The sequence below is a fragment of the Acinetobacter sp. A2 genome (genome assembly GCF_048537555.1).
Lineage (GTDB): Bacteria > Pseudomonadota > Gammaproteobacteria > Pseudomonadales > Moraxellaceae > Acinetobacter.
The window spans coordinates 1529803-1553412 of sequence record NZ_CP183239.1 but is presented as its reverse complement, the minus strand read 5'-3'; the positions used below and the strand labels follow the sequence as shown (position 1 = coordinate 1553412).

General features: G+C 40.5%; 22 protein-coding genes and 1 other RNA gene. 15 read left to right on the top strand and 8 right to left on the bottom strand.

Annotated elements, in window-relative coordinates; all coding sequences use genetic code 11:
* Positions 1 to 382: 382 nt before the first annotated feature.
* Positions 383 to 1675 (bottom strand): branched-chain amino acid transport system II carrier protein, encoded by a 1293-nt coding sequence (gene brnQ / locus ACNS8M_RS07325; RefSeq protein WP_168418926.1) that lies wholly within the window; start codon positions 1673 to 1675, stop codon positions 383 to 385.
* Positions 1676 to 2004: 329 nt separating this feature from the next.
* Between brnQ and map the strand changes: the two genes are divergently transcribed.
* Positions 2005 to 2799 (top strand): type I methionyl aminopeptidase, encoded by a 795-nt coding sequence (map, locus tag ACNS8M_RS07320; protein WP_419224664.1) that lies wholly within the window; start codon positions 2005 to 2007, stop codon positions 2797 to 2799.
* Between the two features lie 231 nt (positions 2800 to 3030).
* On the opposite strand, the gene ACNS8M_RS07315 is transcribed toward map, so the two are convergent.
* Positions 3031 to 3930, bottom strand: a complete 900-nt coding sequence (locus ACNS8M_RS07315; RefSeq protein WP_168418928.1) for a LysR substrate-binding domain-containing protein — start codon at positions 3928 to 3930, stop codon at positions 3031 to 3033.
* A gap of 56 nt (positions 3931 to 3986) precedes the next feature.
* Positions 3987 to 4433: a guanosine-3',5'-bis(diphosphate) 3'-pyrophosphohydrolase gene (locus ACNS8M_RS07310; protein ID WP_168418929.1), complete on the bottom strand. Its 447-nt coding sequence runs from the start codon at positions 4431 to 4433 to the stop codon at positions 3987 to 3989.
* 128 nt (positions 4434 to 4561) lie between these two features.
* On the opposite strand from ACNS8M_RS07310, the gene ACNS8M_RS07305 reads away from it, so the two are divergent.
* Positions 4562 to 4891: a hypothetical protein gene (locus ACNS8M_RS07305; protein WP_168418930.1), complete on the top strand. Its 330-nt coding sequence runs from the start codon at positions 4562 to 4564 to the stop codon at positions 4889 to 4891.
* Between the two features lie 106 nt (positions 4892 to 4997).
* On the opposite strand, the gene glnG is transcribed toward ACNS8M_RS07305, so the two are convergent.
* Together glnG and glnL are read right to left on the bottom strand one after the other, a co-directional pair.
* Positions 4998 to 6476 (bottom strand): nitrogen regulation protein NR(I), encoded by a 1479-nt coding sequence (gene glnG, locus ACNS8M_RS07300; RefSeq protein ID WP_168418931.1) that lies wholly within the window; start codon positions 6474 to 6476, stop codon positions 4998 to 5000.
* Entirely contained in the window at positions 6463 to 7572 is a 1110-nt protein-coding gene (gene glnL, locus ACNS8M_RS07295; RefSeq protein WP_168418932.1) for a nitrogen regulation protein NR(II), read from the bottom strand. Before glnL ends, glnG begins: the two co-directional genes overlap by 14 nt.
* A 349-nt stretch (positions 7573 to 7921) precedes the next feature.
* On the opposite strand from glnL, the gene rimO reads away from it, so the two are divergent.
* The 12 genes from rimO to lpxA all read left to right on the top strand — a co-directional run bounded on the left by rimO (position 7922) and on the right by lpxA (position 20300).
* Positions 7922 to 9265 (top strand): 30S ribosomal protein S12 methylthiotransferase RimO, encoded by a 1344-nt coding sequence (gene rimO / locus ACNS8M_RS07290; protein WP_168418933.1) that lies wholly within the window; start codon positions 7922 to 7924, stop codon positions 9263 to 9265.
* Positions 9266 to 9349: 84 nt separating this feature from the next.
* A complete protein-coding gene (pyrH, locus tag ACNS8M_RS07285; protein WP_019836498.1) occupies positions 9350 to 10078 on the top strand; it encodes a UMP kinase in 729 nt (242 codons plus the stop codon).
* An 88-nt stretch (positions 10079 to 10166) separates the two neighbouring features.
* The gene (gene frr, locus ACNS8M_RS07280) at positions 10167 to 10721 is read left to right on the top strand and encodes a ribosome recycling factor (protein WP_004976711.1); all 555 of its coding nucleotides are present in this window, start codon (positions 10167 to 10169) and stop codon (positions 10719 to 10721) included.
* A gap of 3 nt (positions 10722 to 10724) precedes the next feature.
* On the top strand, positions 10725 to 11477 hold the full coding sequence (uppS, locus tag ACNS8M_RS07275; RefSeq protein ID WP_168418934.1) for a polyprenyl diphosphate synthase: 753 nt from the start codon (positions 10725 to 10727) through the stop codon (positions 11475 to 11477).
* A 3-nt stretch (positions 11478 to 11480) separates the two neighbouring features.
* On the top strand, positions 11481 to 12305 hold the full coding sequence (locus ACNS8M_RS07270) for a phosphatidate cytidylyltransferase (protein ID WP_168418935.1): 825 nt from the start codon (positions 11481 to 11483) through the stop codon (positions 12303 to 12305).
* Positions 12306 to 13502, top strand: coding sequence for a 1-deoxy-D-xylulose-5-phosphate reductoisomerase (gene ispC, locus ACNS8M_RS07265; protein WP_168418936.1), 1197 nt, complete (start codon positions 12306 to 12308; stop codon positions 13500 to 13502).
* Between the two features lie 3 nt (positions 13503 to 13505).
* On the top strand, positions 13506 to 14861 hold the full coding sequence (gene rseP, locus ACNS8M_RS07260) for an RIP metalloprotease RseP (protein ID WP_168418937.1): 1356 nt from the start codon (positions 13506 to 13508) through the stop codon (positions 14859 to 14861).
* A gap of 42 nt (positions 14862 to 14903) precedes the next feature.
* A complete protein-coding gene (bamA, locus tag ACNS8M_RS07255) occupies positions 14904 to 17408 on the top strand; it encodes an outer membrane protein assembly factor BamA (RefSeq protein ID WP_216076198.1) in 2505 nt (834 codons plus the stop codon).
* A gap of 41 nt (positions 17409 to 17449) precedes the next feature.
* Positions 17450 to 17950, top strand: coding sequence for an OmpH family outer membrane protein (locus tag ACNS8M_RS07250; RefSeq protein ID WP_168460293.1), 501 nt, complete (start codon positions 17450 to 17452; stop codon positions 17948 to 17950).
* Positions 17951 to 17953: 3 nt separating this feature from the next.
* Complete coding sequence (lpxD, locus tag ACNS8M_RS07245) at positions 17954 to 19024, top strand: UDP-3-O-(3-hydroxymyristoyl)glucosamine N-acyltransferase (RefSeq protein WP_168418939.1); 1071 nt, start codon at positions 17954 to 17956, stop codon at positions 19022 to 19024.
* A 2-nt stretch (positions 19025 to 19026) separates the two neighbouring features.
* Positions 19027 to 19515 (top strand): 3-hydroxyacyl-ACP dehydratase FabZ, encoded by a 489-nt coding sequence (gene fabZ / locus ACNS8M_RS07240; protein ID WP_372595714.1) that lies wholly within the window; start codon positions 19027 to 19029, stop codon positions 19513 to 19515.
* Positions 19512 to 20300, top strand: a complete 789-nt coding sequence (gene lpxA / locus ACNS8M_RS07235; protein ID WP_168460295.1) for an acyl-ACP--UDP-N-acetylglucosamine O-acyltransferase — start codon at positions 19512 to 19514, stop codon at positions 20298 to 20300. The genes fabZ and lpxA overlap by 4 nt, the downstream gene beginning before the upstream one ends.
* A gap of 93 nt (positions 20301 to 20393) precedes the next feature.
* Here the strand turns inward: lpxA and ACNS8M_RS07230 are convergent, their stop codons facing one another.
* Positions 20394 to 21227 (bottom strand): YbgF trimerization domain-containing protein, encoded by an 834-nt coding sequence (locus ACNS8M_RS07230; RefSeq protein WP_168525478.1) that lies wholly within the window; start codon positions 21225 to 21227, stop codon positions 20394 to 20396.
* Positions 21228 to 21578: 351 nt separating this feature from the next.
* Between ACNS8M_RS07230 and ffs the strand changes: the two genes are divergently transcribed.
* An RNA gene (gene ffs, locus ACNS8M_RS07225) (signal recognition particle sRNA small type) lies at positions 21579 to 21675 on the top strand.
* Between the two features lie 47 nt (positions 21676 to 21722).
* On the opposite strand, the gene ACNS8M_RS07220 is transcribed toward ffs, so the two are convergent.
* Both ACNS8M_RS07220 and recA read right to left on the bottom strand, forming a co-directional pair.
* The gene (locus tag ACNS8M_RS07220; protein ID WP_168542075.1) at positions 21723 to 22406 is read right to left on the bottom strand and encodes a regulatory protein RecX; all 684 of its coding nucleotides are present in this window, start codon (positions 22404 to 22406) and stop codon (positions 21723 to 21725) included.
* 79 nt (positions 22407 to 22485) lie between these two features.
* Positions 22486 to 23532 (bottom strand): recombinase RecA, encoded by a 1047-nt coding sequence (gene recA, locus ACNS8M_RS07215; RefSeq protein ID WP_104851910.1) that lies wholly within the window; start codon positions 23530 to 23532, stop codon positions 22486 to 22488.
* Positions 23533 to 23610 lie beyond the last annotated feature (78 nt).

Genomic DNA, 23610 nt, shown 5'->3' with positions numbered 1-23610 from the left:
TTTCCATATCATTTATTTACAAAATGAAACAAAGGGTGACATTTTTCAGCCCATGAAAAGTGCTTTTTGAATCACTTGCATATTTTATGCCAGCTAATTTTGCAGCAGACTATACGACTTTAGCGTTAATTTTTCTTAGGGTATAAAGTTGAATTTAAGCATAATTTTTGAAATTTTTATTTTAAAATTTGCTAATTCAGTTATTTATTTTAACTTTGTGAAGTCATGACTTTGCTACAACAACTGACATAAAACAGCATGCTTAATTGCACCATAAAACAATAAATGTCTGTTTGGGTAAAACCTGACAATTATTGTTTATTTGCAAACTTTCCTTCACATCATATTTGGGTAAAACATGATTCTAAGGCAATCAAGTCTCTTATTTTTTTAAGCGATCACGAAATGTTGCCAGCACAAATATTAGCAAGGCGGGAATTAGCCAAGCAAGATTTTGTTCACTGAGTGGAAGACTGGTGAGTTCATTTGGCAAGTAAGAGCTTAGATTTGCAGCTTTCATGGCATCAATTAACCCGAAAAGTAAAGCGACCGCTGCAGTTGGTGCAATAACACGTGTGGGAATACGAAAAAACTTCCAAAAAAAGCTAAGTAGAATGACCACAATTGCAGGTGGGTAAATTGCACTTAAAATGGGCATAGATATGGCGATGAGCTTGGTAAGCCCCAAATTGGATATAACAAACGCAAAACCCACCAATATAAAGACCCAGCGTCGGTAATGAATTTTAGTAATCTGTTCAAAGTAACCTGCACAGGCACAGGTGAGGCCAATTGCAGTTACGATACAGGCAATAAAGATCATAGCCGCAAGAAAAATAGCGCCAAAAGGACCAAATGCATGTTGCACATAGGCATGTAAAATAATCGCACCATTACTCGCATTTGTTGCAATTTCGTGACTGCCCATCCCCAGTTTAAACAGGCTAATATAAACAAGCGTGAGTCCAATACCTGAAATTAAACTGGCCCAAACCGCATAGCGTGTAATGAGTTTTTTATTGGTAACGCCACGTGAGCGGATTGCATTGATAATCACGATACCAAAAACCAGAGCACCCAAAGTATCCATGGTGAGATAACCATTAATAAAGCCTTCAGACACAGGTCGATTTATATAATGATCTACTGCTGGTGCAATTTGCCCTGTTGGGAGTAAAAAGGCACTTATACCTAAAATAAGTAATGCCAAAATTTTAAGTGGCGACAGCACATAACCCACAGTGTCTAAAATTTTGTGTGGGTAGAGTGATACCAACATCACCAAGGCAAAATAAATTGCGCTATAAATGAATAATGTCAGTGCTGAATCGCCCCAATAGGCTGAAAAACCAATTTCATAAGACACGGTTGCAGTACGTGGTGTTGCAAATAGTGGCCCAACGGCTAGGTAACAGATGATTGTTAAAATTAAACTTGCGGCTTTTCCTAAGGGTGAACTTAAAATTTGAATTGAGCCTTCCACACGCGATAAGGCCATAATGGTAATCACAGGTAAGCCCACAGCCGTGATTAAAAAACCGAATGCAGCAAGCCAAACATGCTCACCAGCTTGCTGAGCAACAATAGGGGGAAAGATAATATTACCCGCACCAATAAATAGTGCAAAGGTCATAAAACCTAAGGCAATAATATCCCGTGTACGTAAACTGGTCATGGGAGAGAAAGCAAACAAAAGAAGCGATTCTAGTAGAACAAAGCATGATTTTCTAATTTATTTTATGAATAGTATAAAAAATAGTTATTATAATGCTTGTAGTTAAATAATTAGTCTGCGGTTTATATCATTATGATTTATCAGTTAAAAACTATACTTGAACAGCTGATTGTATTCGGCACTTCAGGTCTTATTGGGTTATTTAAAGCGTTATCTAAGTGTTCAGTTCTTATACATTGTTCTAGGGTTGAGCAGTGCCATAGGTCACACAAAGCTGATTTTAAAAGGTGAAAGGGCTATAATCTTGAACTTCAGATCAGGAGTTCACTATGCGCGCCCTTAAAGTAAGTTTAAAAACCGAGCAAGATATAGAAAAATTACGCGTTTCAGGACGCTTGGCAGCTCAGGTTTTGGAGATGATAGGCGAGCATGTCAAACCTGGGGTGAGCACAGAATATTTAGATGATTTGTGTAATGACTATATTGTGAATACACTGAAAGTCATTCCTGCCAATGTGGGCTATCACGGCTATACTAAAACCACTTGTATTTCTCCAAATGAGGTGGTTTGTCATGGCATCCCATCAGCTAAAGCTATTTTAAAAGATGGTGACATTATTAATATTGATGTTGCAGTCATTAAAGATGGATTTTATGGCGATACCAGTCGTATGTACTATGTAGGGCAAGTGAAGCCAGAAGCTAAAAAACTGGTAGATACGACCTATGAGGCAATGCGTGCAGGCATTCATGCGGTTAAACCCGGCGCAACTTTGGGGGATATTGGTTTTGCTATCCAGAGTGTGGCGCATCGTGAAGGTTATAGTATTGTGCGTGAATATTGTGGGCACGGCATTGGGCGGGTGTATCACGAGCAGCCGAGTGTGTTGCATTATGGGCAACCTGGGCAAGGCTTGGTGCTTAAAAAAGGCATGGTATTTACCATTGAACCAATGGTGAATGCTGGTAAGGCACGAGTTAAAGAGCTAAAAGATGGCTGGACGGTAGTGACCACTGACAAATCACTTTCTGCACAGTGGGAACACATGGTGGCAGTGACCGATACTGGTTTTGAAGTGTTATCACCATGGCCAGAAGGTACGGGAAATTATCCTGAAATTTAATCTTTGTATTATTCAGTGCGAAAGACTTATTGAAAAAACATCTTAGACTTTAGTTTTAAACTATTTGTTAAAAAATGAACAATCGCTATAATAATAACCAAAGATACTTGCTGTAGTTTCTTTGTTTTATATTTCTTATGTTTTTATTTTAGATTGTAGTTTTCAAAGCTTATCTACCTTAGATAAGCTTTTTTTTTGCTTATTATTTGCATGATTAGTAAAACTTGTTTACTAGCGAATGGTGAGCTTTTCAACCAGATAATCAATAAATACACGTACTGCAGGTAACAAACCACGACGTGAAGGGTAGACGGCATGGAAAATTCCATGCGGTGCATGCCAGTCTGGTAATACACGCACCAATTCTCCAGAGGCGACATAATCTTCTACAATGGTGTCGGGGAGTAAAACAATGCCACAGTTTTGTCGTGCCAGTTGAGCCAGCATCATCAAATCTGAACCCATGACAGTTGGATTAACTTTAACTTTTTTCGGTTGTTGCTGTTGATCGTGTACCACCATGAATTGGTCTAAATGCTCATCCGCCATGCTTAAAATTTTATGCTGGCTTAAATCTTCAGGTTTTTTCAAATCACCAAATTCATTTAAATAGGCTTGACTGGCAAATAAATGTTGCTCGATATGGCTAAATTTACGAATCACTAAACTTGGGTCATCATCCAAGTTTGAGCGAACACGAAGGGCAATGTCGAGGCCTTCATTGACGATATCCACACGGCGGTTACTAACAATCAGCTGCACTTTAATTTCAGGATAGGTCTTTAAGAACTCAGGCAAAATCTTGGCAATTTCATTTTGCGCAATTGAAACGGGAAGGCTGACTTTAATTACCCCACGTGGTTGAATACTTAAGTGATCAACCAGATCATGTGCAGCTTGGGCAGCATTCATCATAACCTGCGCATGACGATAGACGTTCATGCCAATTTCAGTCACCGCAAAATGGCGTGAGCTGCGTTGAATTAAACGTACACCTAAGCGTTCTTCCAAATTATGGACTCTGCGGCTCAGTTTGGATTTTGGAATGTCCGTCGCACGTTCTGCAGCACTAAAACCACCGTGTTCGACCACTTGGGCAAAACAATAAAAATCATCCAAATCTGTGAGCATGACTAAATTCCATTTGTGCAACAATGTTTAAATTAAAGAGGCATCGTTGCATGATGTCAATTATTAATTGTGCTTTGTTGCTGTGCTGTTTGCAGAATATCTAAAACCTGTCTGTATTCTTCCAAACGTGCTAAATCACGTGCTGTAGGATGTGAAATACGTGCAAGATTCATATTGTCTTGTACATCCAATAATTTCACGCTGCGTGCGAGTGAATTACACGCCGTACGCTGTGCGGCTTGGATACGGGTTTCATGTGGTTGTTTAGTCAATGCTTGAATTGCTTGAATAATATGCGCGTGAAAACCCAAGTTGTGCAGGTCTTCTGCTGTGGTGGAGGTATCTTCAAGAATATCGTGTAGCACCGCCACAATTTGTTGGTCAGGGTGCTGTAATTGCAGCATTAAGCGTAGCGGATGCAAAATATAAGGTTGACCGCCTTTATCGACCTGACCTGCATGCTGTTGTACTGCCAATGTAATTGCGTTTTCTAGAGTGCTCATGATTTTTTGAAGAAAATTTTTGATGATTATAAGTGGCTGATACCACAAAATATAGCAATTGCTTGCTATGATGCGAACGATATAGCGTATTTTACGCATTTTATTTTTATTTTTGGTGACGACACGCTATGCCATATCAACTGATTGAATTGAATACACCCGCCACAGAAAATTTGCTTTGTCCACATTGTAAGAATGCCGTGATCAATTGGGCTGAAGAGCAATATATTCAGCCTTGTGAGCATACTTTATTTGTGGCAATGGACTTGGGTTTTGAATTCGTGGCAGATGTATTTGAACAGAGTATGCTGCGTAGTGTTGATGATATTCATGCACATGACGATCAGTTGGATATGTGGCAGGAATTGACATCTAGCCAATACCCGCAATATTTAATTTATAAGACTGACTTAGGTGTGCAGGATTTATCTCGTTATATTGGTTTTACTGCTGCCTAATTGACTTGATCTTAAAGCACATCTAAGCCTATAAAAAAGGGAAACTCAGGCATTGAGTTTCCCTATGTGATGAAGCATCAGATATCTTTATTGCTGCTTATCTGATTTAGCTCTCAATTTCTTCTTCTACTTCATCATCTGCACTATCCATACCTAACTCTTTGAGTTTTCGGGTTAGAGTGTTGCGTCCCCAACCCAATAGTTCTGCTGCATGGCGTTTACGCCCACGTGTTTGTTGTAGTGCGGCATTAATCAAAGTACGCTCAAACATTGGAATGGCAATATCCAGAAGTTTCATTTCACCATTTTTGAGCTTTTGAACTGCCCATTGACCCAACAATTCATCCCAGTGGTGCATAGAAACTCGATCTACCAAGTGCTGTGCAGGATGCTCACCTAATTTTTCAATTGGAATTTGCTTGAGTTCAGTTGGTAAGTCTTCAGGATAGACCTCACGACCTGTAATCATGACGGTTAGCCAACGGCAGGTATTTTCCAGCTGGCGTACATTACCTTGCCAAGGCAGTTGTTGCATGTATTCAACAGTTTCAGGACGCAATATTTTTGGACTCACGCCCAATTCTTTGCCTGCACGTGCCAGAAAGTGTTGCGCCAACATCGGAATATCTTCGCTGCGATGCGCCAGTTTAGGAATATGAATACGAATGACGTTCAGACGGTGATACAAGTCTTCACGGAAGCGACCATCCTGTACCAGTTTTTCTAAGTCCTGATGCGTCGCTGCAACAATACGCACATCTACTTTGACAGGTATATGCCCACCAACACGGTAAAACTCACCGTCAGCCAAGACACGCAATAAACGAGTTTGAGTTTCAAAAGGCATATCGCCAATTTCATCTAAAAACAGTGTGCCACCGTTGGCTTGTTCAAAGCGGCCTTGACGTTGTGTATTGGCACCCGTAAACGCGCCTTTTTCATGCCCAAATAGTTCGGTTTCAATCAAATCTTTAGGAATGGCCGCCATATTTAGCGCAATAAATGGTTTGCTGCTACGTGGGGAGTGGCGATGCAGTGCATGTGCCACCAGCTCTTTACCTGTACCAGATTCTCCATTAATCAACACGGTAATGTGTGATTGTGATAATCGTCCAATGGCGCGGAATACTTCCTGCATAGCAGGTGATTCACCAATAATTTCTGTCGATTGAATTGGCTGTACTGTAGATTTTGCAGATTCTTGCTGTTGTAATTTGGTGATGTGTAAAATCGCACGGTTAACCAATGCCAAAGCTTCATCAATATCGAAAGGCTTAGGCAGGTATTCAAATGCACCAGTTTGGTAGCTTGAAACTGCTGACTCTAAATCGGAGTGTGCAGTCATAATAATGACAGGTAGGTCTGGGTAATTTGCTTTGACTTTGGCTAAGAAGGTCAGGCCATCCACCCCAGGCATACGAATGTCGGTCAAAATTACATCGGGTGCATCTTGGCTGAGTTCATCCAGTGCAGATTGAGCCTCTTCAAAACTAGTGACTTCAAAACCTTCTTCTCTAAAGGTTTTTTCCAGTACCCAACGCATTGCACGGTCATCATCAATCACCCAAATTTTATTTCGCGACATGACTCGCCTCCCAAGGTAAATATAAGCTAAATATTGTTTTTCCTGGAATGGATTGGCATTCAATCATTCCGTTGTGTTGATGCATAATATTTTGTGCGATGCTCAAGCCAAGCCCTGTACCGTTGGCTCGTCCAGTCACCAACGGATAAAATACAGACTCTAAAATGTCTTCAGGTACACCAGGACCGTTATCTTCAATATCAACACGCACCGTAGAGCGGTTCAGTACACCATTAATGGTGACTAAGCGCTGAATACGAGTTCTTAAAACCAATTCAGGTTGATGCTCGATAAAGAAATCAGCATTTTCAGTCATGGCTTGCACCGCATTGGCACAAATATTCAGCATGACTTGAATCAATTGATCACGGTCTGCCATGACTTCAGGTAAGGAAAGGTCATAGTCACGAATGATTTTTATTTTATTTTTGGTTTGATTGACAATTAAACTGCGTACACGTTCCAACGGTTCGTGCACATTGACCAATTCATAACTTGGTAATTGGCGTGAACCGAGCATCGTGTCGGCCAAGTTTCTTAAACGATCGACTTCACTAATAATAATGTCGGTAAATTCGTCATATTTTGGATCATTTAAGCTGCGTGCTAAAAGTTGAGTTGCACCACGAATCCCTGCAAGCGGGTTTTTTATTTCATGCGCCACGCCACGAATAAGCTGACGTGCCACCTGATGCTGCTGAATAAAGTTCTCTTCTTTGGAAATTTTGAGCATCCGATCAATCGGATTTAATTCAATCAGCAATAAGGGATGATAAGGCTTGCCTGAATTTAGCTGTGATGCAGTGTAATCGACATGAATATCTTTAAAATTGACATTAATTGTTGCTTCACGGCGTGTATAAGGTTGACCCGTTTTGAGTGTGTTTAGAAAAGCCTCTTGAGTATTAAACTCATCATTAGGCATGTGCAGCAGATTTAAAACAGGTTGTCCTGATGCACGAATCAAACTGATATCAAACAAGGCTTCACACGAAGAATTTAAATAAAAAATATTCAGGTCACGGTCAACCAATAAAATTGCAGTGCTTAAGTTGTCTACCAAAAGGCGGTAGTCAATGCTCTGGGTTTGATCCATTAGCGAATACTTCCTGTATTAAAATAGCGCAAGGGTATTATCATGTAGCAGCCATGTTCCAAATTTGGATCGAATTGAGGCGAATTAAGCAAAATGCACGCCAACTTTAAGTTTTTAGTGCATTTATCTTCGCAAGTTCAAAAAAATGCGCTGCAACTGGACTGAATTTTCAAGATATAACGGATAACAGAAACACTGTAAATAAAAAATGCATTAAAATGGTGCAATAAATAAATCATTCAGCCTGAATGGTTGTATTTTGGTGCATTATGCAAAGAGTCGGCTATTTCTCTATTTTTATGCAAAGAAAAGTCATACAATACGCGCATTCTAGTGGAGTGCAGATTCTATGAAATCCCCCAAAGTCGGTTTTGTTTCTTTAGGTTGTCCTAAGGCATTGGTAGATTCCGAACGAATTTTAACTCAGTTGAAAACTGAAGGTTACGATGTTGCATCTGATTATGATGGTGCAGACTTAGTTGTTGTCAATACATGTGGTTTTATTGAATCTGCAGTACAAGAGTCCTTAGACGCGATTGGCGAAGCAATGAATGCCAATGGCCGTGTGATTGTGACAGGCTGCTTGGGTAAAGATGAAGACAAGATTCGTCAAATGCACCCGAATGTATTAAAAGTCACAGGCGCGGCAGCGTATCAGGAAGTTATGGAAGCGGTACACCAGTATGTACCTGAGCCGCCAAAGCATAATCCATTCATCGATTTGGTTCCTGAACAAGGCATCCGTTTGACGCCTAAGCATTATGCTTACCTTAAAATTTCTGAAGGCTGTAACCATCGTTGTACCTTCTGTATTATTCCAAGCATGCGTGGTGATTTGGTTTCACGTCCTGTGGGTTCAGTTTTAGAAGAAGCTGCTGCACTCAAACGTGCGGGCGTAAAAGAAGTACTTGTGATTTCTCAAGATACTTCTGCCTATGGTGTAGATACCAAGTACAAATTAGATTTTTGGAATGGTCAGCCGGTTAAAACCAAATTCTATGATATGTGTGAAGCCTTAGGGCAGTTGGGCATTTGGGTGCGTTTGCACTATGTCTATCCATATCCGCATGTCGATGCTGTGATTGACTTAATGGCTCAAGGCAAGATTTTGCCTTATTTAGATATTCCGTTTCAGCATGCCAGCCCGAAAGTGTTAAAGCTAATGAAGCGTCCTGCACACAGCGAAAACACTTTAGAGCGTTTAAAGCTGTGGCGTGAAAAATGCCCTGAGTTAGTTATTCGTTCTACCTTTGTGGTGGGTTTCCCTGGTGAAACAGAAGAAGATTTCCAAATCTTGCTGGATTGGCTCAAAGAAGCGCAACTAGACCGTGTTGGTTGTTTTACCTATTCACCAGTTGAAGGTGCCGCAGCAAACGATTTACCTGATCATGTACCTGAAGAAATTAAACAAGAACGCTATGAGCGTTTTATGCAGGTTCAGCAAGAAATTTCTGCAGCCAAACTTCAAAAGCGTATTGGTCAAACTATGACGGTATTGGTTGATGATTTGGAAGAGGAATTTCCAGTGGCTGTAGCACGTTCTTATGCCGATGCTCCAGAAATTGATGGCAATGTATTTGTAGAAGATATCGACAAGAGCTTAATTAAAGCAGGTGATTTGCTTGAAGTTGAAATTACCGATGCTGATGAATACGACTTATTTGCCAAACTGATTCAGGTCAAGTCTGCTTAGGGTTTCGCTGACTAAGATTTCAAGTTGTAAAACAGACGAATTGTAAGAATTTAAAGTTTAGAATTTAGAATTGGAGTAATGACAATGTTAGATTCAAAAAAGCCACGTTATGCACGTATCTTGTTGAAACTATCGGGTGAAGCGCTTGCAGGCAATAAAGACATGGGGATTGATGCGCAAGTGCTCGATCAAATGTCTTTGGCTATTGCACACTTGGTTGGTTTAGGTGTGGAAGTTGGTATTGTTGTGGGCGGTGGTAACTTGTATCGTGGCAGCCAATTACAAAAAGATGGCTTAGTCGGTCGTGTAACTGGTGACCAAATGGGTATGTTGGCAACTGTGATGAATGGTTTGGCCATGCGTGATGCTTTGGTACGCCGTAACATCAAAACTCGTTTAATGTCAGCATTACCAATTGGCACTGTGGTTGAGTCTTACTCAAGCCGAGATGCAATTCGTCACCTGACACAAGGTGAAGTATGCGTATTTGTTGCAGGCACGGGTAATCCATTCTTTACAACAGATACTGCAGCTTGTTTACGTGGTATCGAAATTGAAGCCAACTTAATCTTAAAAGCAACTAAGGTAGATGGCGTTTACAATAAAGACCCAAGCAAATACGAAGATGCTGTGAAATACGACACCTTAACTTTTGACCAAGTTTTAGATGAAAAGTTAGGTGTAATGGATTTAACAGCTATTTGCTTGTGCCGCGACCACAATGTGCCGCTGCAAGTTTTTGATATGAATAAAGCAGGTGCGTTGCTTTCTGTGGTTATGGGTGAAAAAGAAGGGACTCACGTTACGAACTAATGTACGTGAGCCTGAAAGCTCTTTATACTACAGACTAATTTAACCCTATATTTTGACTCAAATTTTAGAATACAGTAAGGAAGATCTTATGATTAACGATCTTAAAAAAGACAGCGAAGAACGTATGAGCAAGACTTTAGAGTCTTTAGAACATGGTTTTGCCAAAGTGCGTACAGGTCGTGCACATCCATCTATTTTAAATGGTGTGATGGTTTCTTACTACGGTTCCGATGTGCCATTAAACCAAGTTGCTAACATTGGTGTTGAAGATTCACGTACCTTATTGGTTCAGCCATTTGAGCGTTCAATGGTATCTGCAATTGATAAAGCTATTCGTGAGTCAGATTTGGGTCTAAACCCAATTACAGCAGACGCGATTCGTGTACCACTTGCTGCATTGACTGAAGAAACTCGTCGTGACATGCAAAAAGTGGCGCGTTCTGAAGCTGAAAATGCCAAAGTCGCGATTCGTAACATCCGTCGTGATGTATTGGGCGACATCAAAGCTTTATTGAAAGAAAAAGAAATTTCTGAGGATGATGAGCGCCGTGCAGCAGATGATATTCAAAAAATCACAGACAAATACGTTGCAGAAGTAGATAAGCGTCTTGCTGCAAAAGAAGCTGAGTTGATGAAGGTCTAATCAATGACCACATCTGAAGACTGTTTGTCTTTGCCAAAACATGTTGCCATCATTATGGATGGCAACAATCGTTTTGCAAAAAAAAATCAAATGCAAAAAGGGGAAGGACATCGCTCTGGCAAAGATGTGCTTGACCCGATTGTTGAACACTGTAGAAAAAAACATATTCAAGCTTTAACCGTTTTTGCTTTTTCGAGTGAAAACTGGAACCGTCCACAGTTTGAAGTGGATTTACTCATGCAATTGCTGGAAACCACAATTCATGAGCAACTTCCACGCATGGAAAAATTCAATATTGCCTTACGTTTTATTGGTGACCGTTCACGTTTGTCACCGCATTTGCGCGAGTTAATGTTGCATGCTGAACAAAGGACTGCTAATTTCAATAGCATGACACTCACAATTGCCATTAGTTATGGTGGTATGTGGGATATGGCACAAGCTGCGAAACAAATTGCAGCAGATGTTGTGGCAAATAAAATCGAAATTGAACAGATAGATACACATTTGTTTGGTCAATACGTCAGTCTGGCAGACTTACCACCTGTAGATCTTTTGATTCGTACAGGCGGCGATTTTAGATTGTCCAACTTTCTACTTTGGCAAGCTGCGTATGCTGAATTGTATTTTACCCAAACCTTGTGGCCTGAATTTTGTATAGAAGAATTTGACGATGCGCTGGCCGTATTTGGTGGTCGTGAACGTCGTTTTGGTAAAACTTCTGAGCAAATTCAGCAAGAGAAAATTGAGAATTAATACATGTTAGAGCGGATTATTACCGCATTGGTATTGGTCGCTGTAGTATTGAGTTGCATGTTTGCAACTCAGTCTCATTATCCAATGTTTATGCTGATGATTGTTGCAGCAGGGGTTGCGGGCTATGAGTGGTTCAAACTCATGCCAAGAAAAACAAATTACGTACTCAAGCCTATGGCTTGGGGCTTTGGTGTATTGACTGCCGCTTTGGCAGCGATGGCACTATATTTTAGTGATATTGCCTTATTACTTTGGGCAGCTTCAATTTTTACATGGTTACTCAGTATTTATTGGGTTAAATCTTATCCAGATTATGACGCATGGTATAACCCGAGCTTAAGCTTTATTGGTTTCATTTTAATTTCTGCCGCAGTCACCGCTATTTTTTCAGTTTGGGAAAGCTCACCGTGGTGGTTGATGTACCTATTCCTGTTGGTATGGGGTGCAGACTCTGGTGCTTATTTTGTTGGGCGTAAACTGGGCAAGAAAAAACTTGCACCGAATGTCAGCCCAAACAAGTCCGTAGAAGGCTTATATGGTGGTGTGTTCACTGCTATGCTAATCGTGATTGTGGTTGAGGTGGTGTATTTAGACCTGACCTTGGCACAACACATCTTATTCCTGCTTCTTTCAGTCATTACAGTATTTAGCTCAGTATTGGGTGATTTATTTGAATCTATGATCAAACGCCGTGCAGGAATTAAAGACTCTGGACGTGTTTTGCCGGGTCATGGCGGTGTATTAGATCGTATTGATTCTTTGCTTGCAGCAGCTCCAATTTTTGCTGCAGGTATGTATGTTTTAAAACTTATTGGCGTAGATTTATAAATGTCACAAGCTGTTTGTATCTTGGGTGTGACAGGTTCAATTGGACAAAGCACCCTAAAAGTACTGCAACAACATCCTGAGCAGTATTCAGTTTTTGCAGTCACGGCCCATAGCCGAATTCAAGAACTGGTTCAAATATGCAAACAGTACCATCCTAAAGTTGTGGTTGTACCTGCCGCCAAAGTAGATGAATTGCATCAACTGTTTCGCCAAAATCAAATTTCAAATATTGAAATTTTAAGTGATGAAGTGGGGCTAATTGCGGTTGCTGAACATCCTGAAGTGGATGTGGTCATGGCAGCTATTGTAGGTGCTGCAGGCTTATTGCCAACATTGGCAGCAGTTAAAGCAGGTAAGCGTGTATTATTGGCCAATAAAGAAGCATTGGTGATGTCGGGTGATATCATGATGCAGGCAGCACGTGAACATGGCGCTTTGTTGTTGCCAGTAGACTCTGAACATAATGCGATTTTTCAGTGTTTACCTGAACATTATTTACAAGCAGAACGCAATGGACAGCCTAAATTGGGCGTATCACAAATTTTATTGACCGCTTCAGGTGGCCCATTTTTAAAACATAGCCTAGAAGAATTACATCACGTTACTCCTGCACAAGCCTGCAAACATCCAAACTGGTCTATGGGACAAAAAATTTCAGTTGATTCTGCAACCTTAATGAATAAAGGGTTGGAATTAATCGAAGCGTGCCATCTTTTTGCAATTTCAGAACATTTTGTTACAGTCGTTGTGCATCCACAGAGTATTATTCACTCCATGGTTCAATATGTGGATGGTTCAACTTTGGCGCAAATGGGTAATCCTGATATGTGTACGCCAATTGCGCATGCTTTGGCATGGCCGCAGCGTATTCAAACGCATGTACCACCATTAGATTTGTTTGTGAATCATCAGCTGGATTTTCAGGCGCCAGATACTACACGTTTCCCAGCCTTAAGTTTGGCACGTCAAGCCATGCAAGAAAGTGGTTTGGCTCCTGCTATTTTAAATGCAGCCAATGAAATTGCTGTCGATGCTTTTTTAAAGCAACAGATTCGTTTTACCGAAATTGCGACAGTGGTTGAGCATACATTGAATCAGATACAAAATTCAGCCGCTGAAAGCATTGAGCTGATTTTGCAGGCAGATCAAAACGCTCGTGCGATTGCACAGCATTTTGTATTAAATAAAGGAAGCTAAAGCATGAGTGCCTTATTTATTGTGGTTGCTGCGATTCTTTTGCTTGGCCCTTTAATTGCAATACATGAATTTGGGCACTATTTTGTTGCACGTAAGCTTGGTGTCAAAGTTTTAGTATATTCCATTGGCTTTGGACCAACTATTTTAAAATGGACTTCTAAAAAGTCGGGTATTCAATATCAGCTTTCGGCATTGCCTTTAGGTGGCTATGTCAAAATGCTAGATGAGCGTGAAGAAAGCGTTGCTGAAGAAGACCTACCTTATGCTTTTAACCGTCAGCATCCGTGGAAACGGATTGCAATTGTGGCAGCAGGGCCGCTCATTAACTTGGTTTTTGCCATTTTATTGTTTTGGGTTTTATTTTTACCTGCTCAAGAGCAGCTGAATACGCGCGTAGGTAAAGTATTGGCAGACACACCTGCAGCAGCTGCACAAATGCAAGTAGGTGATAAAATCACAGCCATTGATGGTACATCTGTAAGTACGTGGGAAAAACTTAACTTTGCTCTAGTTGATCGTGTGGGTGAAACAGGCAATATTCAGGTAAAGGCTGAACGTGCAGGTGAAATCAAAACCTTTAATCTTCCGATTCATAATTTTATTAACGATCAATCTCAGTCGCCTTTAGATGTACTGGGTTTTACACCTTATCGTCCACAAATTCCAGCTATTGTCAGCAAATTAAGTGAAGATGGTGCAGCGATTCGTCAAGGCATGAAAGAGGGCGATCAAATTGTGGCAATTGATGGCGTAAAAATGAATGACTGGTACGACGTGGTACAAGTGGTTCAGGCATCGCCAGAAAAATTACTGAAAGTTGATGTGCTCCGCAATAATCAAATACAGCAACTGGAAGTCATGCCGCAAGGTAAACGCGATAACATGGGTAATGTTTCGGGTGTATTGGGTGTGCAAAGCGATCCTGGAAAAATTGTAATTCCAGATGACTATAAGCAAACCATTCAGTATAGCCCAAGCGAAGCATTATTGATGGCTGTAGATAAAACAGGTCAGCTATCAAGCATGATTCTGAACTCTATTGTCAAAATGGTACGTGGTCTAATTGGTTTAGATAACTTATCTGGCCCAATTACCATTGCCAAAGTAGCAGGACAAAGTGCAGAGATGGGGTGGCAAACCTTCATTTCCTTTATGGCACTCATGAGCGTAAGCTTAGGAATTCTAAATTTATTGCCAATTCCAATGTTGGATGGCGGACATTTAGTTTATTATTTTATCGAGCTGATTCGTGGTAAACCTGTTTCTGAACAAATACAATTAGTTGGTTTGAAAATTGGTATGGTACTGCTTGGAAGTATGATGCTTCTGGCATTATTTAATGACATTATGCGTTTATAACAACGTAGATACGAAATAAATTTAACATTGGAAAAGACTGGCATGCAGCACACACATTTATTTATGCCCTTGGCACTCATCAGTGCAATGGCGGCAACACAACAAGTATATGCAGCAGATGAATTCATTGTACGAGATATAAAAATAGATGGTCTTGTTCGTTTAACGCCAGCCAATGTCTATGGAATGATTCCAGTCAATAGTGGTGATCGGGTCAATGAGGCCGTTTTAGCCAATGCGATTCGCTCACTGTATGCCACAGGTTTGTTTGATGATATTCAAGCTACGCGTGAATCAGACACGCTGGTTTTTAAAGTGGTTGAACGTCCAATCATTTCTAAAGTTGAATTTAAGGGCAATAAACTGATTCCAAAAGAAGCATTGGAAGATGGTTTAAAGAAAATGGGCGTGGCTGAAGGTGAAGTGCTAAAAAAATCTGCATTGCAAACTTTAGAGTCTGAGCTTGAACAGCAATATATGCAGCAGGGTCGTTATGATGCAGATGTGCGCGTCATCACCACGGCACGTCCTAATAACCGTGTAGATTTAACCGTTGAGTTTGTTGAAGGTAAAGCCGCTAAAGTGGTGGATATCAACATCATTGGCAATACGGTTTTCAAAGAAAGTGAAATTAAACAGGCTTTTGCGGTAAAAGAAAGTAGCTGGAGTTCAATAGTTACCCGTAATGACCGCTATGCACGCGAAAAAATGGCGGCAAGTCTTGAAGCATTGCGAGCTCTATACCTCAATAAAGGTTACATCAACTTCAATATTACCAATTCAAGTTTGAACTTGAGCGAAGATAAAAAGCATATCTTTGTTGAAGTGTCTGTAGATGAAGGTGAGCAATTTAAGTTCGGTGAGAGTAAATTCTTGGGAGATGCGTTATATAAGCCTGAAGAACTGACCGCACTGCAAATTTACAAAGATGGTGAAACCTATTCACAAGAAAAAGTGAATGCAGTAAAACAATTGTTGCTGCGTAAATATGGTAATGCAGGCTATTACTATGCCGAAGTCAATATTGTTCCGCAAATTGACAAAGAAACCAAACTTGTCGATTTAAACTACTACATTAACCCAGGTCAGCAAGTAACTGTGCGTCGTATTAACTTCGCAGGCAACAGCAAAACTGCCGATGAAGTTTTACGTCGTGAAATGCGCCAAATGGAAGGTGCATTGGCAAGTAATGAAAAAATTGACTTGTCCAAAGTGCGTTTAGAGCGTACTGGCTTCTTTAAAACGGTTGATGTTAAGCCAGTGCGTATTCCAAATGTGCCAGACCAAATTGACTTAAATGTAAATGTAGAAGAACAGCACTCAGGTACCAGTACCTTAGCGGTCGGTTTCTCTCAAAGTGGTGGTGTGACATTCCAGGCAGGTTTAAGTCAAACTAACTTCTTGGGTACAGGTAATGCTGTTTCGATTGATTTATCACGTTCTGAAACGCAAGACTATTATAACCTGAGTGTGACTGACCCATACTTTACCATTGATGGTGTACGTCGTGGTTATAACATGTACTACCGCAAAACCAAGTTGGATGATGACTATAACGTTAACAACTATGTGACAGACAGTTTTGGTGGTGGTATTAACTTTGGTTACCCAATTGATGAGAACCAAAGTATTAGTGCAGGTTTAAACATTGACCAAACTGAAGTGACTACAGGGCCTTATGTTTCGACTTATGTGGCAGATTATTTAGAAAGAAATGGCGGGAAAGAAACAGTAAAAGGTGACCATTGTCCAGGTGCAATAGAGGCAACATCTGGGCAATGCGTAGATAAAGATGGCGTGCCAATTAAGACAATTACGTATGGTAAAGAGTTTAAAGGAGACTTCCTAACTTATAACTTAAATTTAGGCTGGTCATATAACACTTTAAACCGTCCGATTTTCCCAACCAATGGTATGTCGCATCGTGTTAATGCTGAAATTGCCTTACCGGGCAGTGATGTAGAATTCCAAAAAGTCACTTATGATGCTCAAGCTTACTTTCCATTAGGTAAAGATTTTGTCTTACGTGGCTATGGTAAGATAGGTTTTGGTAATGATTTGCCGTTCTATAAGAACTTCTATGCAGGTGGTTATGGTTCGGTGCGTGGTTACGACAACAGTACCCTAGGACCAAAATATCCAGGCGTATATTTCTCTGATACGGAACAATCAGATCTATCTCCAGAAGAAGTGGGTGGTAATGCCTTAGTACAATTTGGTACAGAATTGGCTCTACCAGTGCCATTTAAAGGGGATTGGACACGTCAAGTTCGTCCAGTGATTTTTGCAGAAGGCGCACAAGTTTTTGATACTCAGTGTAATGTTTCTGATTCAAATATTTTTGTGAATGGGGCTTCTGTGAATGCGAAGCAATATTGTAAAGACAACTACGGCTTTGACTTCGGCGAGATGCGTTATAGCGTGGGTGTAGGCTTTACTTGGATTACCATGATTGGTCCATTGTCACTTAGCTATGCATATCCATTGAATGATAAACAAGGCGATGACACCAAAAATATCCAATTTGAAATTGGTCGTACTTTCTAAGTACGACCCAAATTGGATCGTTTAAACACAGGATGTAGCACATGAAAAAAACAATATTGAGTTTGGCATTGTTTGGTTTGTCTAGCATGGCTGCTGTGGCGCATGCTGCAGGTTATGGTGTGGTGAGCTTGGAACGTGTTGTTGAAAGCAGCAGTTATCTCAAACAGCAAAATTTGGCATTGCAACAATCAGTTAAACCGCAAACCACTAAACTTGAGCAATTGGCCAAAGAGTTAGAAACCATGCAGCAGCGTGCGCAACAATCTAACAATTTATCTGATGCTGAAAAGCAGAAAATGAATACCCAATTCCAAGCCAAGCTAAAAGAATTTAATGGTTTGCAGCAAGTTGTACAAACCCGTGTTCAGGCAGAATTGCAGAAAATTAACGATGGTTTTGAAACACGTTTGAAGCAAATTGCTGAACAATTGCGTAAAGAAAATGGTTTAGATGTGGTTTTGAATAAAAACTCAGCACTTGCCTATGACCCGAAGCATGATTTAACTGATAAAATGATTCAAAAGGTTAACGCAATTAAATAATCAATGAGTTCTCAATATTATCGCTTAGAAGACATTGCTGCTCTAGTTCAAGGTCAATACATTGGACAGGCCGATTTACGTTTGCGAGGTTTGGCAAGCCTTGAGTGTGCTCAAGCAGATCAACTTACATTCGTAAATGGCGATAAGTATTTAGCACAAGCACGTAGCTCCCAAGCGGGGGCTTTTATTGTGACTGCTCAACTGCAAGCTGAGTTAGACAACCATCATAACTTTATTGTGGTGGATAACCCGTATTTGGCTTTTGCAATTCTGACTCATGTGTTTGAGCGCAAACATACTCAACGTGGTATTGAAAGCACTGCACAAATTCATCCATCTGCCATGATTGCCGATAGTGCCTATATTGGTCATTATGTGGTGATTGGTGAAAACTGTGTTGTGGGTGACAATACGATTGTGCAATCGCATTGTAAAATTGATGATTTTGTTGAAATTGGTCAACAGTGTTTTATCGATTCTCACGTGACCTTAACAGGTGAGGCTAAACTGGGGGATCGGGTACGTATTCATGCCAACACGGTAATTGGTAGTGAAGGCTTTGGCTTTGCGCCTTATCAGGGAAAATGGCATCGTATCGCACAACTCGGTTCAGTCATTATTGGCAACGATGTCCGTATTGGCTCGAACAGCAGCATCGACCGTGGCGCATTAAACGATACAATTTTGGAAGATGGCGTCATTGTTGATAATCTTGTGCAAATCGCACATAACGTCAAACTTGGTGCACATACCGCAATTGCGGCAAAGACTGCCGTTGCAGGAAGTGTGACGATTGGCAAAAACTGTATCATTGGTGGTGGAAGTGCAATTTCAGGGCACTTAAATATTGCCGATAATGTGACTTTGACGGGAATGTCAATGGTCACAAATAATATTTCTGAAGCAGGGAAATATTCTTCAGGTATTGGCTTGTTTGAAAATCAAAAGTGGAAACGTACCGTTGTGCGTCTCAGACAATTAGCAGATGTGCCATTGACCCAATTGGTGAAAAGACTTGATGATATGCAATCTCAAATTGAGTCCCTTGAATCAACTTTTAAATTGCGTAAATAATTATGATGACTGAGTCGAATTCTAGCACCTTCACTAAACCTGAATTGCCAATGCACATTCAAACTATTCGTGAATATTTACCCCATCGTTATCCATTTTTATTGGTCGATCGCATTGTCGAAGTGACTGATAACGGTATCGTGGGTTATAAAAATGTATCTATTAACGAAGAATTCTTGCAAGGCCACTTCCCGAATTATCCGATCATGCCTGGCGTTTTAATCGTTGAAGCATTGGCACAAGTGTCGGGTATTCTAGGTTTTATCATGAATAATGAGAAACCAAGCGCAGGTTCACTGTTTCTTTTTGCAGGCGCAGAAAAAGTTCGATTTAAAAAACAAGTCGTTGCAGGCGATCAACTTGTATTAAAATCGGAATTAGTTATGCAAAAACGAGGCATTTACAAATATAATTGTATCGCCACCGTTGATGGCGTTGTCGCAGCAACCGCGGAAATTATGGTTTCGCATCAGAAAACAGAGCAAGCATGAGCAATAACCCACTCATTCACCCAACCGCTATAATTGACTCATCTGCAGTAATTGCTTCAGATGTGACAATTGGACCATATTGTATTGTTGGCCCAAATGTAACGATTGGTGAGGGTACAAAACTTCATTCACATGTGGTGATTGGGGGTTATACCCGTATTGGTCAGCACAATGAAATCTTCCAGTTCGCAAGCGTAGGCGAAGTCTGCCAAGACTTGAAATATGCGGGCGAGGAAACTTGGTTAGAAATTGGTGATCACAACAAGATTCGTGAACATTGCAGTCTGCATCGTGGTACGGTACAAGATAACAGCCTGACCAAAATTGGTAGTCACAATCTACTCATGGTGAATACGCATATTGCTCACGACTGTATGGTGGGTGATCACAATATTTTTGCCAATAATGTTGGCGTGGCAGGCCATGTGCATGTGGGTGATTATGTAGTTGTGGGTGGAAACTCGGGTATTCATCAGTTCTGTAAAATTGATTCTTTCAGCATGATTGGTGGTGCATCACTTATTCTTAAAGATGTACCTGCATATGTAATGGTGTCTGGTAATCCTGCACATGCGTTTGCAATGAATGTGGAAGGCATGCGTCGTAAAGGTTGGTCGAAGGATGTGATTCAAGGTCTTCGAGAAGCCTTTAAACTGATTTATAAATCTGGATTAACGACAGAGCAGGCCATTCAACAAATTCGTGATGATATTTTGCCAAATGTGGCAGAAGCACAGCGTTTGATTGATTCTCTGGAACAGTCTGAACGTGGTATCGTACGTTAAGATATAAATTTGTTTAATGCTCATTGCATCAAAAAATTAAAAGACATCCTCGGATGTCTTTTTTTATTGGCTTAAATTTGCAATAGCTTAAGTTTATTTTACGAAGCCTGCTTCTTCAGATTGAGGATATTGACTGAGAATTTTGCTTCTATATTGGCCTGCTAAAGCAGGTTTATGGTCAACATCTTTGGCAATACTATATAAGCGGTATAAAGCACTGGCAGCTTTTGCAGATTGCGGGTATTTAGTTGCTACAATTTCAAAATTCTTTTTAGCTTCCGTGTAATTGGTAGGTTCAATTGCTAAATTAAACTCAGCCAACCAGAAGTAAGCATTACTGATATACACGCTGTCTGGATGGTTTTTAATGAAATTTTGCATGGGTGCAATGGCTTTTTTGGCCCCACCTTGCTTATAAGCATCTAGTGCGATGGTATATGCTGCTTTTTCCTGCTCAATATTGGCATTTAAGCCTTGTGCCGTTGGTGTCGCATTGTTTGCAGACTGAGGCGCTGGAATGTTTAACTGGTTGTTACTGGGGCTGGGAGAGCTATCCTTTTGGTTATCCTCCTCAGACATTGGTGCAGACTCAGGATCGACTTTTTGCTGTAGTAATTCTAAGCGTTGATCTAAATCTGTATAACGGTTTTGTAATTCGTGCTTGAGCTGTGAAATTTCATTTTCCTGCTCTTCCATTTTGCCACGTAATTGACGGATATCATTTTCTAATTGTTGATTTTTTTGCATTAATTGCCAATTTACATTGGTAGGAACATTGGCTGTTCCCATGTTTGTTGTCCCGATTGCGGGGCTGTTGGCATAGTTGGCACTGCTTTGGCTAAGGTTGTGACTTTCAATTGGAATATTAGCAAATACAGATGTAGAGCACAGTAGGGCAAGGGCACAGAGTGCATGCTTTTTTAGCATAGTTGAATATCCATTTAAATCTTGTGTGAATTGCGCACCCCTATATGAAAAGGCACAATCCGTTAATCTTGTCATTTTGACATTTAAAACGTCCGTGCAGGGAAATGCAATAAGCTTTTACAAACTTATTATCAATCTGTGCTGATTGTGAATTTGATATATCTAAACCAAGTAAATTTAATTTGAATGGTATGCTGTTAAAGCAAGAGGTTTGATTTTGTCACTATAAATACATCAAATTGATTGAGTTGTTTTTAAAATAATCAAATGGATAGCTTTAACGCAGGAAATTTTGTTCAACACTTGCAAGTTTGCTAAAAATCTCTATACTCTGTTTTGCAATGGTAGCCCTGCCGGTTACTTCGCAATTGTACTCTACGAACCCCGTCAGGACCGGAAGGTAGCAGCGGTAGTAGAACTATGATGTGCCGAAGTCTTGCTGGTAGGGTTGCCACCAGATTTAAAAATTATAATTATTTATCTTCTTTATTCAATTTAAAATTCTTGTTCCTGTCTACGAATTGCTTTCATAATCGCATCCATATCAAAACCTCGATATTGTAAAAACCGAATTTGTTTGGCTTTTAGTTTTGGTTCTTTGGCAACCTCTGTGCCGAATTTTTTCACTTTGAGTTGATAGGCCTGTTCTGTCCAATCGGTTTCTTTGAGTTCTTCTGAGATCAAAGCTGTATCTACTTTTTTATTTTTAAGTGCCATTTTTATGCGATTTGGCCCTTTGCCTTTGCGTTTCTGACTGGCCAAGAGCATTTCTGCAAGACGCTGATCACTTTGATAATTTTCTTGTGCTAATTCATTGACTAATGCAATCACTTCCTCGCGGTTGTCTGCATAGAGTGCTAATTTTTCAATTAAGTCATTTTTAGAATATTCTTTGCGTGTGAGCACGGCAAAGGCATAACTGCGTAAACGAGAACCTGTAAGCCCTGGACGTTTTGTTTGTTGTGTTTGATCGTTGCTTGCACCTTCATCTTCATAAGCTACTGCATCTTTATGATCGCTATTATTTTGAGACAGTGGTTGGATATGAGTGGAAGTAAAACGTAGTGCAGCGTCTGTATCTTGATGCGTATGCACGGTTTGCGATGTCGCTGCATCCTCGCCAAATTGTTGTTTTAAGGCTGCGTAATCAATCAGTTTGGGAAATTTGGGCTCAGACATAATAAGGGGCATCCATATACAATAAAACGCCCCGTAGAGCGTTTTATTTAAATCGGTCTGTGTTCATCTTACTGCATGCTTAAACATCAAGTAAGTCAAACTCTTCTTCGTCTTTATCTTCTACTGGGGCAGCTTGACCTGTAGTCAACAGTTGTTCACGAATAATCGCTTCAATGCCTTTTGCAAGCTCAGGATGCTCTTCAAGGTGGCGAATGGTGTTGTTTTTACCTTGACCAATTTTATCGCCTTGATAAGAGTACCAAGCACCTGCTTTTTGTACGATATTTTGTTGAACGGCTAAATCGACCAACTCGCCCAAGTGGTTAACGCCTTTACCATAAAGAATTTGGAATAACGCTTCTTTAAATGGAGGTGCCATTTTATTTTTAACGACTTTAACTTTGGTTTCTGAACCAATAATTTCGTCACCTTCTTTAACCTGACCTACACGACGAATATCTAAACGAACAGAGGCATAGAATTTCAGTGCGTTACCGCCCGTGGTCGTTTCAGGGCTACCAAACATTACACCAATTTTCATACGAATTTGGTTAATGAAAATCACCATACAGTTCGAGCGTTTAGCATTACCCGTGATTTTACGTAAGGCCTGACTCATTAAACGTGCTTGTAAGCCCATGTGTGAGTCACCCATTTCGCCTTCAATTTCGGCACGAGGGGTTAAGGCTGCAACGGAGTCGACAACAATTAGGTCAATTGCACCTGAACGTACCAACATATCTGCAATTTCAAGGGCTTGTTCACCATTGTCAGGCTGAGATACCAATAAGTTGTCAATATCTACACCAAGTTTACGTGCATATTGAGGGTCAAGTGCGTGTTCGGCATCAATAAAGGCACAGGTTCCACCTGCTTTTTGACACTCTGCAATAGCTTGCAGAGTCATAGTAGTTTTACCTGATGATTCAGGACCGTAAATTTCAATGATACGGCCTTTAGGTAAACCGCCAATGCCCAAGGCGATGTCTAGGGTCAATGAGCCTGTAGATACTGCTTCTACCGCTTGCACAGTGTTGTCGCCTAGACGCATCACAGTGTTCTTGCCAAATTGCTTTTCAATCTGGCTTAAAGCGGCATTCAGCGCCTTGCTTTTATTCTCATCCATCTTACAACCTCAATACGATGTCACTAAATAATATACTTAAGTGGATGTATTTACTTAAATCGTTTCCACGTGCATATA

Bases quoted from the DNA above. Each gene is read 5' to 3' on its own strand.
- brnQ (WP_168418926.1), bottom strand. From the start codon at position 1,675: ATGACCAGTTTACGTACACGGGATATTATTGCCTTAGGTTTTATGACC.
- map (WP_419224664.1), top strand. From the start codon at position 2,005: ATGCGCGCCCTTAAAGTAAGTTTAAAAACCGAGCAAGATATAGAAAAA.
- ACNS8M_RS07315 (WP_168418928.1), bottom strand. From the start codon at position 3,930: ATGCTCACAGATTTGGATGATTTTTATTGTTTTGCCCAAGTGGTCGAA.
- ACNS8M_RS07310 (WP_168418929.1), bottom strand. From the start codon at position 4,433: ATGAGCACTCTAGAAAACGCAATTACATTGGCAGTACAACAGCATGCA.
- ACNS8M_RS07305 (WP_168418930.1), top strand. From the start codon at position 4,562: ATGCCATATCAACTGATTGAATTGAATACACCCGCCACAGAAAATTTG.
- glnG (WP_168418931.1), bottom strand. From the start codon at position 6,476: ATGTCGCGAAATAAAATTTGGGTGATTGATGATGACCGTGCAATGCGT.
- glnL (WP_168418932.1), bottom strand. From the start codon at position 7,572: ATGGATCAAACCCAGAGCATTGACTACCGCCTTTTGGTAGACAACTTA.
- rimO (WP_168418933.1), top strand. From the start codon at position 7,922: ATGAAATCCCCCAAAGTCGGTTTTGTTTCTTTAGGTTGTCCTAAGGCA.
- pyrH (WP_019836498.1), top strand. From the start codon at position 9,350: ATGTTAGATTCAAAAAAGCCACGTTATGCACGTATCTTGTTGAAACTA.
- frr (WP_004976711.1), top strand. From the start codon at position 10,167: ATGATTAACGATCTTAAAAAAGACAGCGAAGAACGTATGAGCAAGACT.
- uppS (WP_168418934.1), top strand. From the start codon at position 10,725: ATGACCACATCTGAAGACTGTTTGTCTTTGCCAAAACATGTTGCCATC.
- ACNS8M_RS07270 (WP_168418935.1), top strand. From the start codon at position 11,481: ATGTTAGAGCGGATTATTACCGCATTGGTATTGGTCGCTGTAGTATTG.
- ispC (WP_168418936.1), top strand. From the start codon at position 12,306: ATGTCACAAGCTGTTTGTATCTTGGGTGTGACAGGTTCAATTGGACAA.
- rseP (WP_168418937.1), top strand. From the start codon at position 13,506: ATGAGTGCCTTATTTATTGTGGTTGCTGCGATTCTTTTGCTTGGCCCT.
- bamA (WP_216076198.1), top strand. From the start codon at position 14,904: ATGCAGCACACACATTTATTTATGCCCTTGGCACTCATCAGTGCAATG.
- ACNS8M_RS07250 (WP_168460293.1), top strand. From the start codon at position 17,450: ATGAAAAAAACAATATTGAGTTTGGCATTGTTTGGTTTGTCTAGCATG.
- lpxD (WP_168418939.1), top strand. From the start codon at position 17,954: ATGAGTTCTCAATATTATCGCTTAGAAGACATTGCTGCTCTAGTTCAA.
- fabZ (WP_372595714.1), top strand. From the start codon at position 19,027: ATGATGACTGAGTCGAATTCTAGCACCTTCACTAAACCTGAATTGCCA.
- lpxA (WP_168460295.1), top strand. From the start codon at position 19,512: ATGAGCAATAACCCACTCATTCACCCAACCGCTATAATTGACTCATCT.
- ACNS8M_RS07230 (WP_168525478.1), bottom strand. From the start codon at position 21,227: ATGCTAAAAAAGCATGCACTCTGTGCCCTTGCCCTACTGTGCTCTACA.
- ACNS8M_RS07220 (WP_168542075.1), bottom strand. From the start codon at position 22,406: ATGTCTGAGCCCAAATTTCCCAAACTGATTGATTACGCAGCCTTAAAA.
- recA (WP_104851910.1), bottom strand. From the start codon at position 23,532: ATGGATGAGAATAAAAGCAAGGCGCTGAATGCCGCTTTAAGCCAGATT.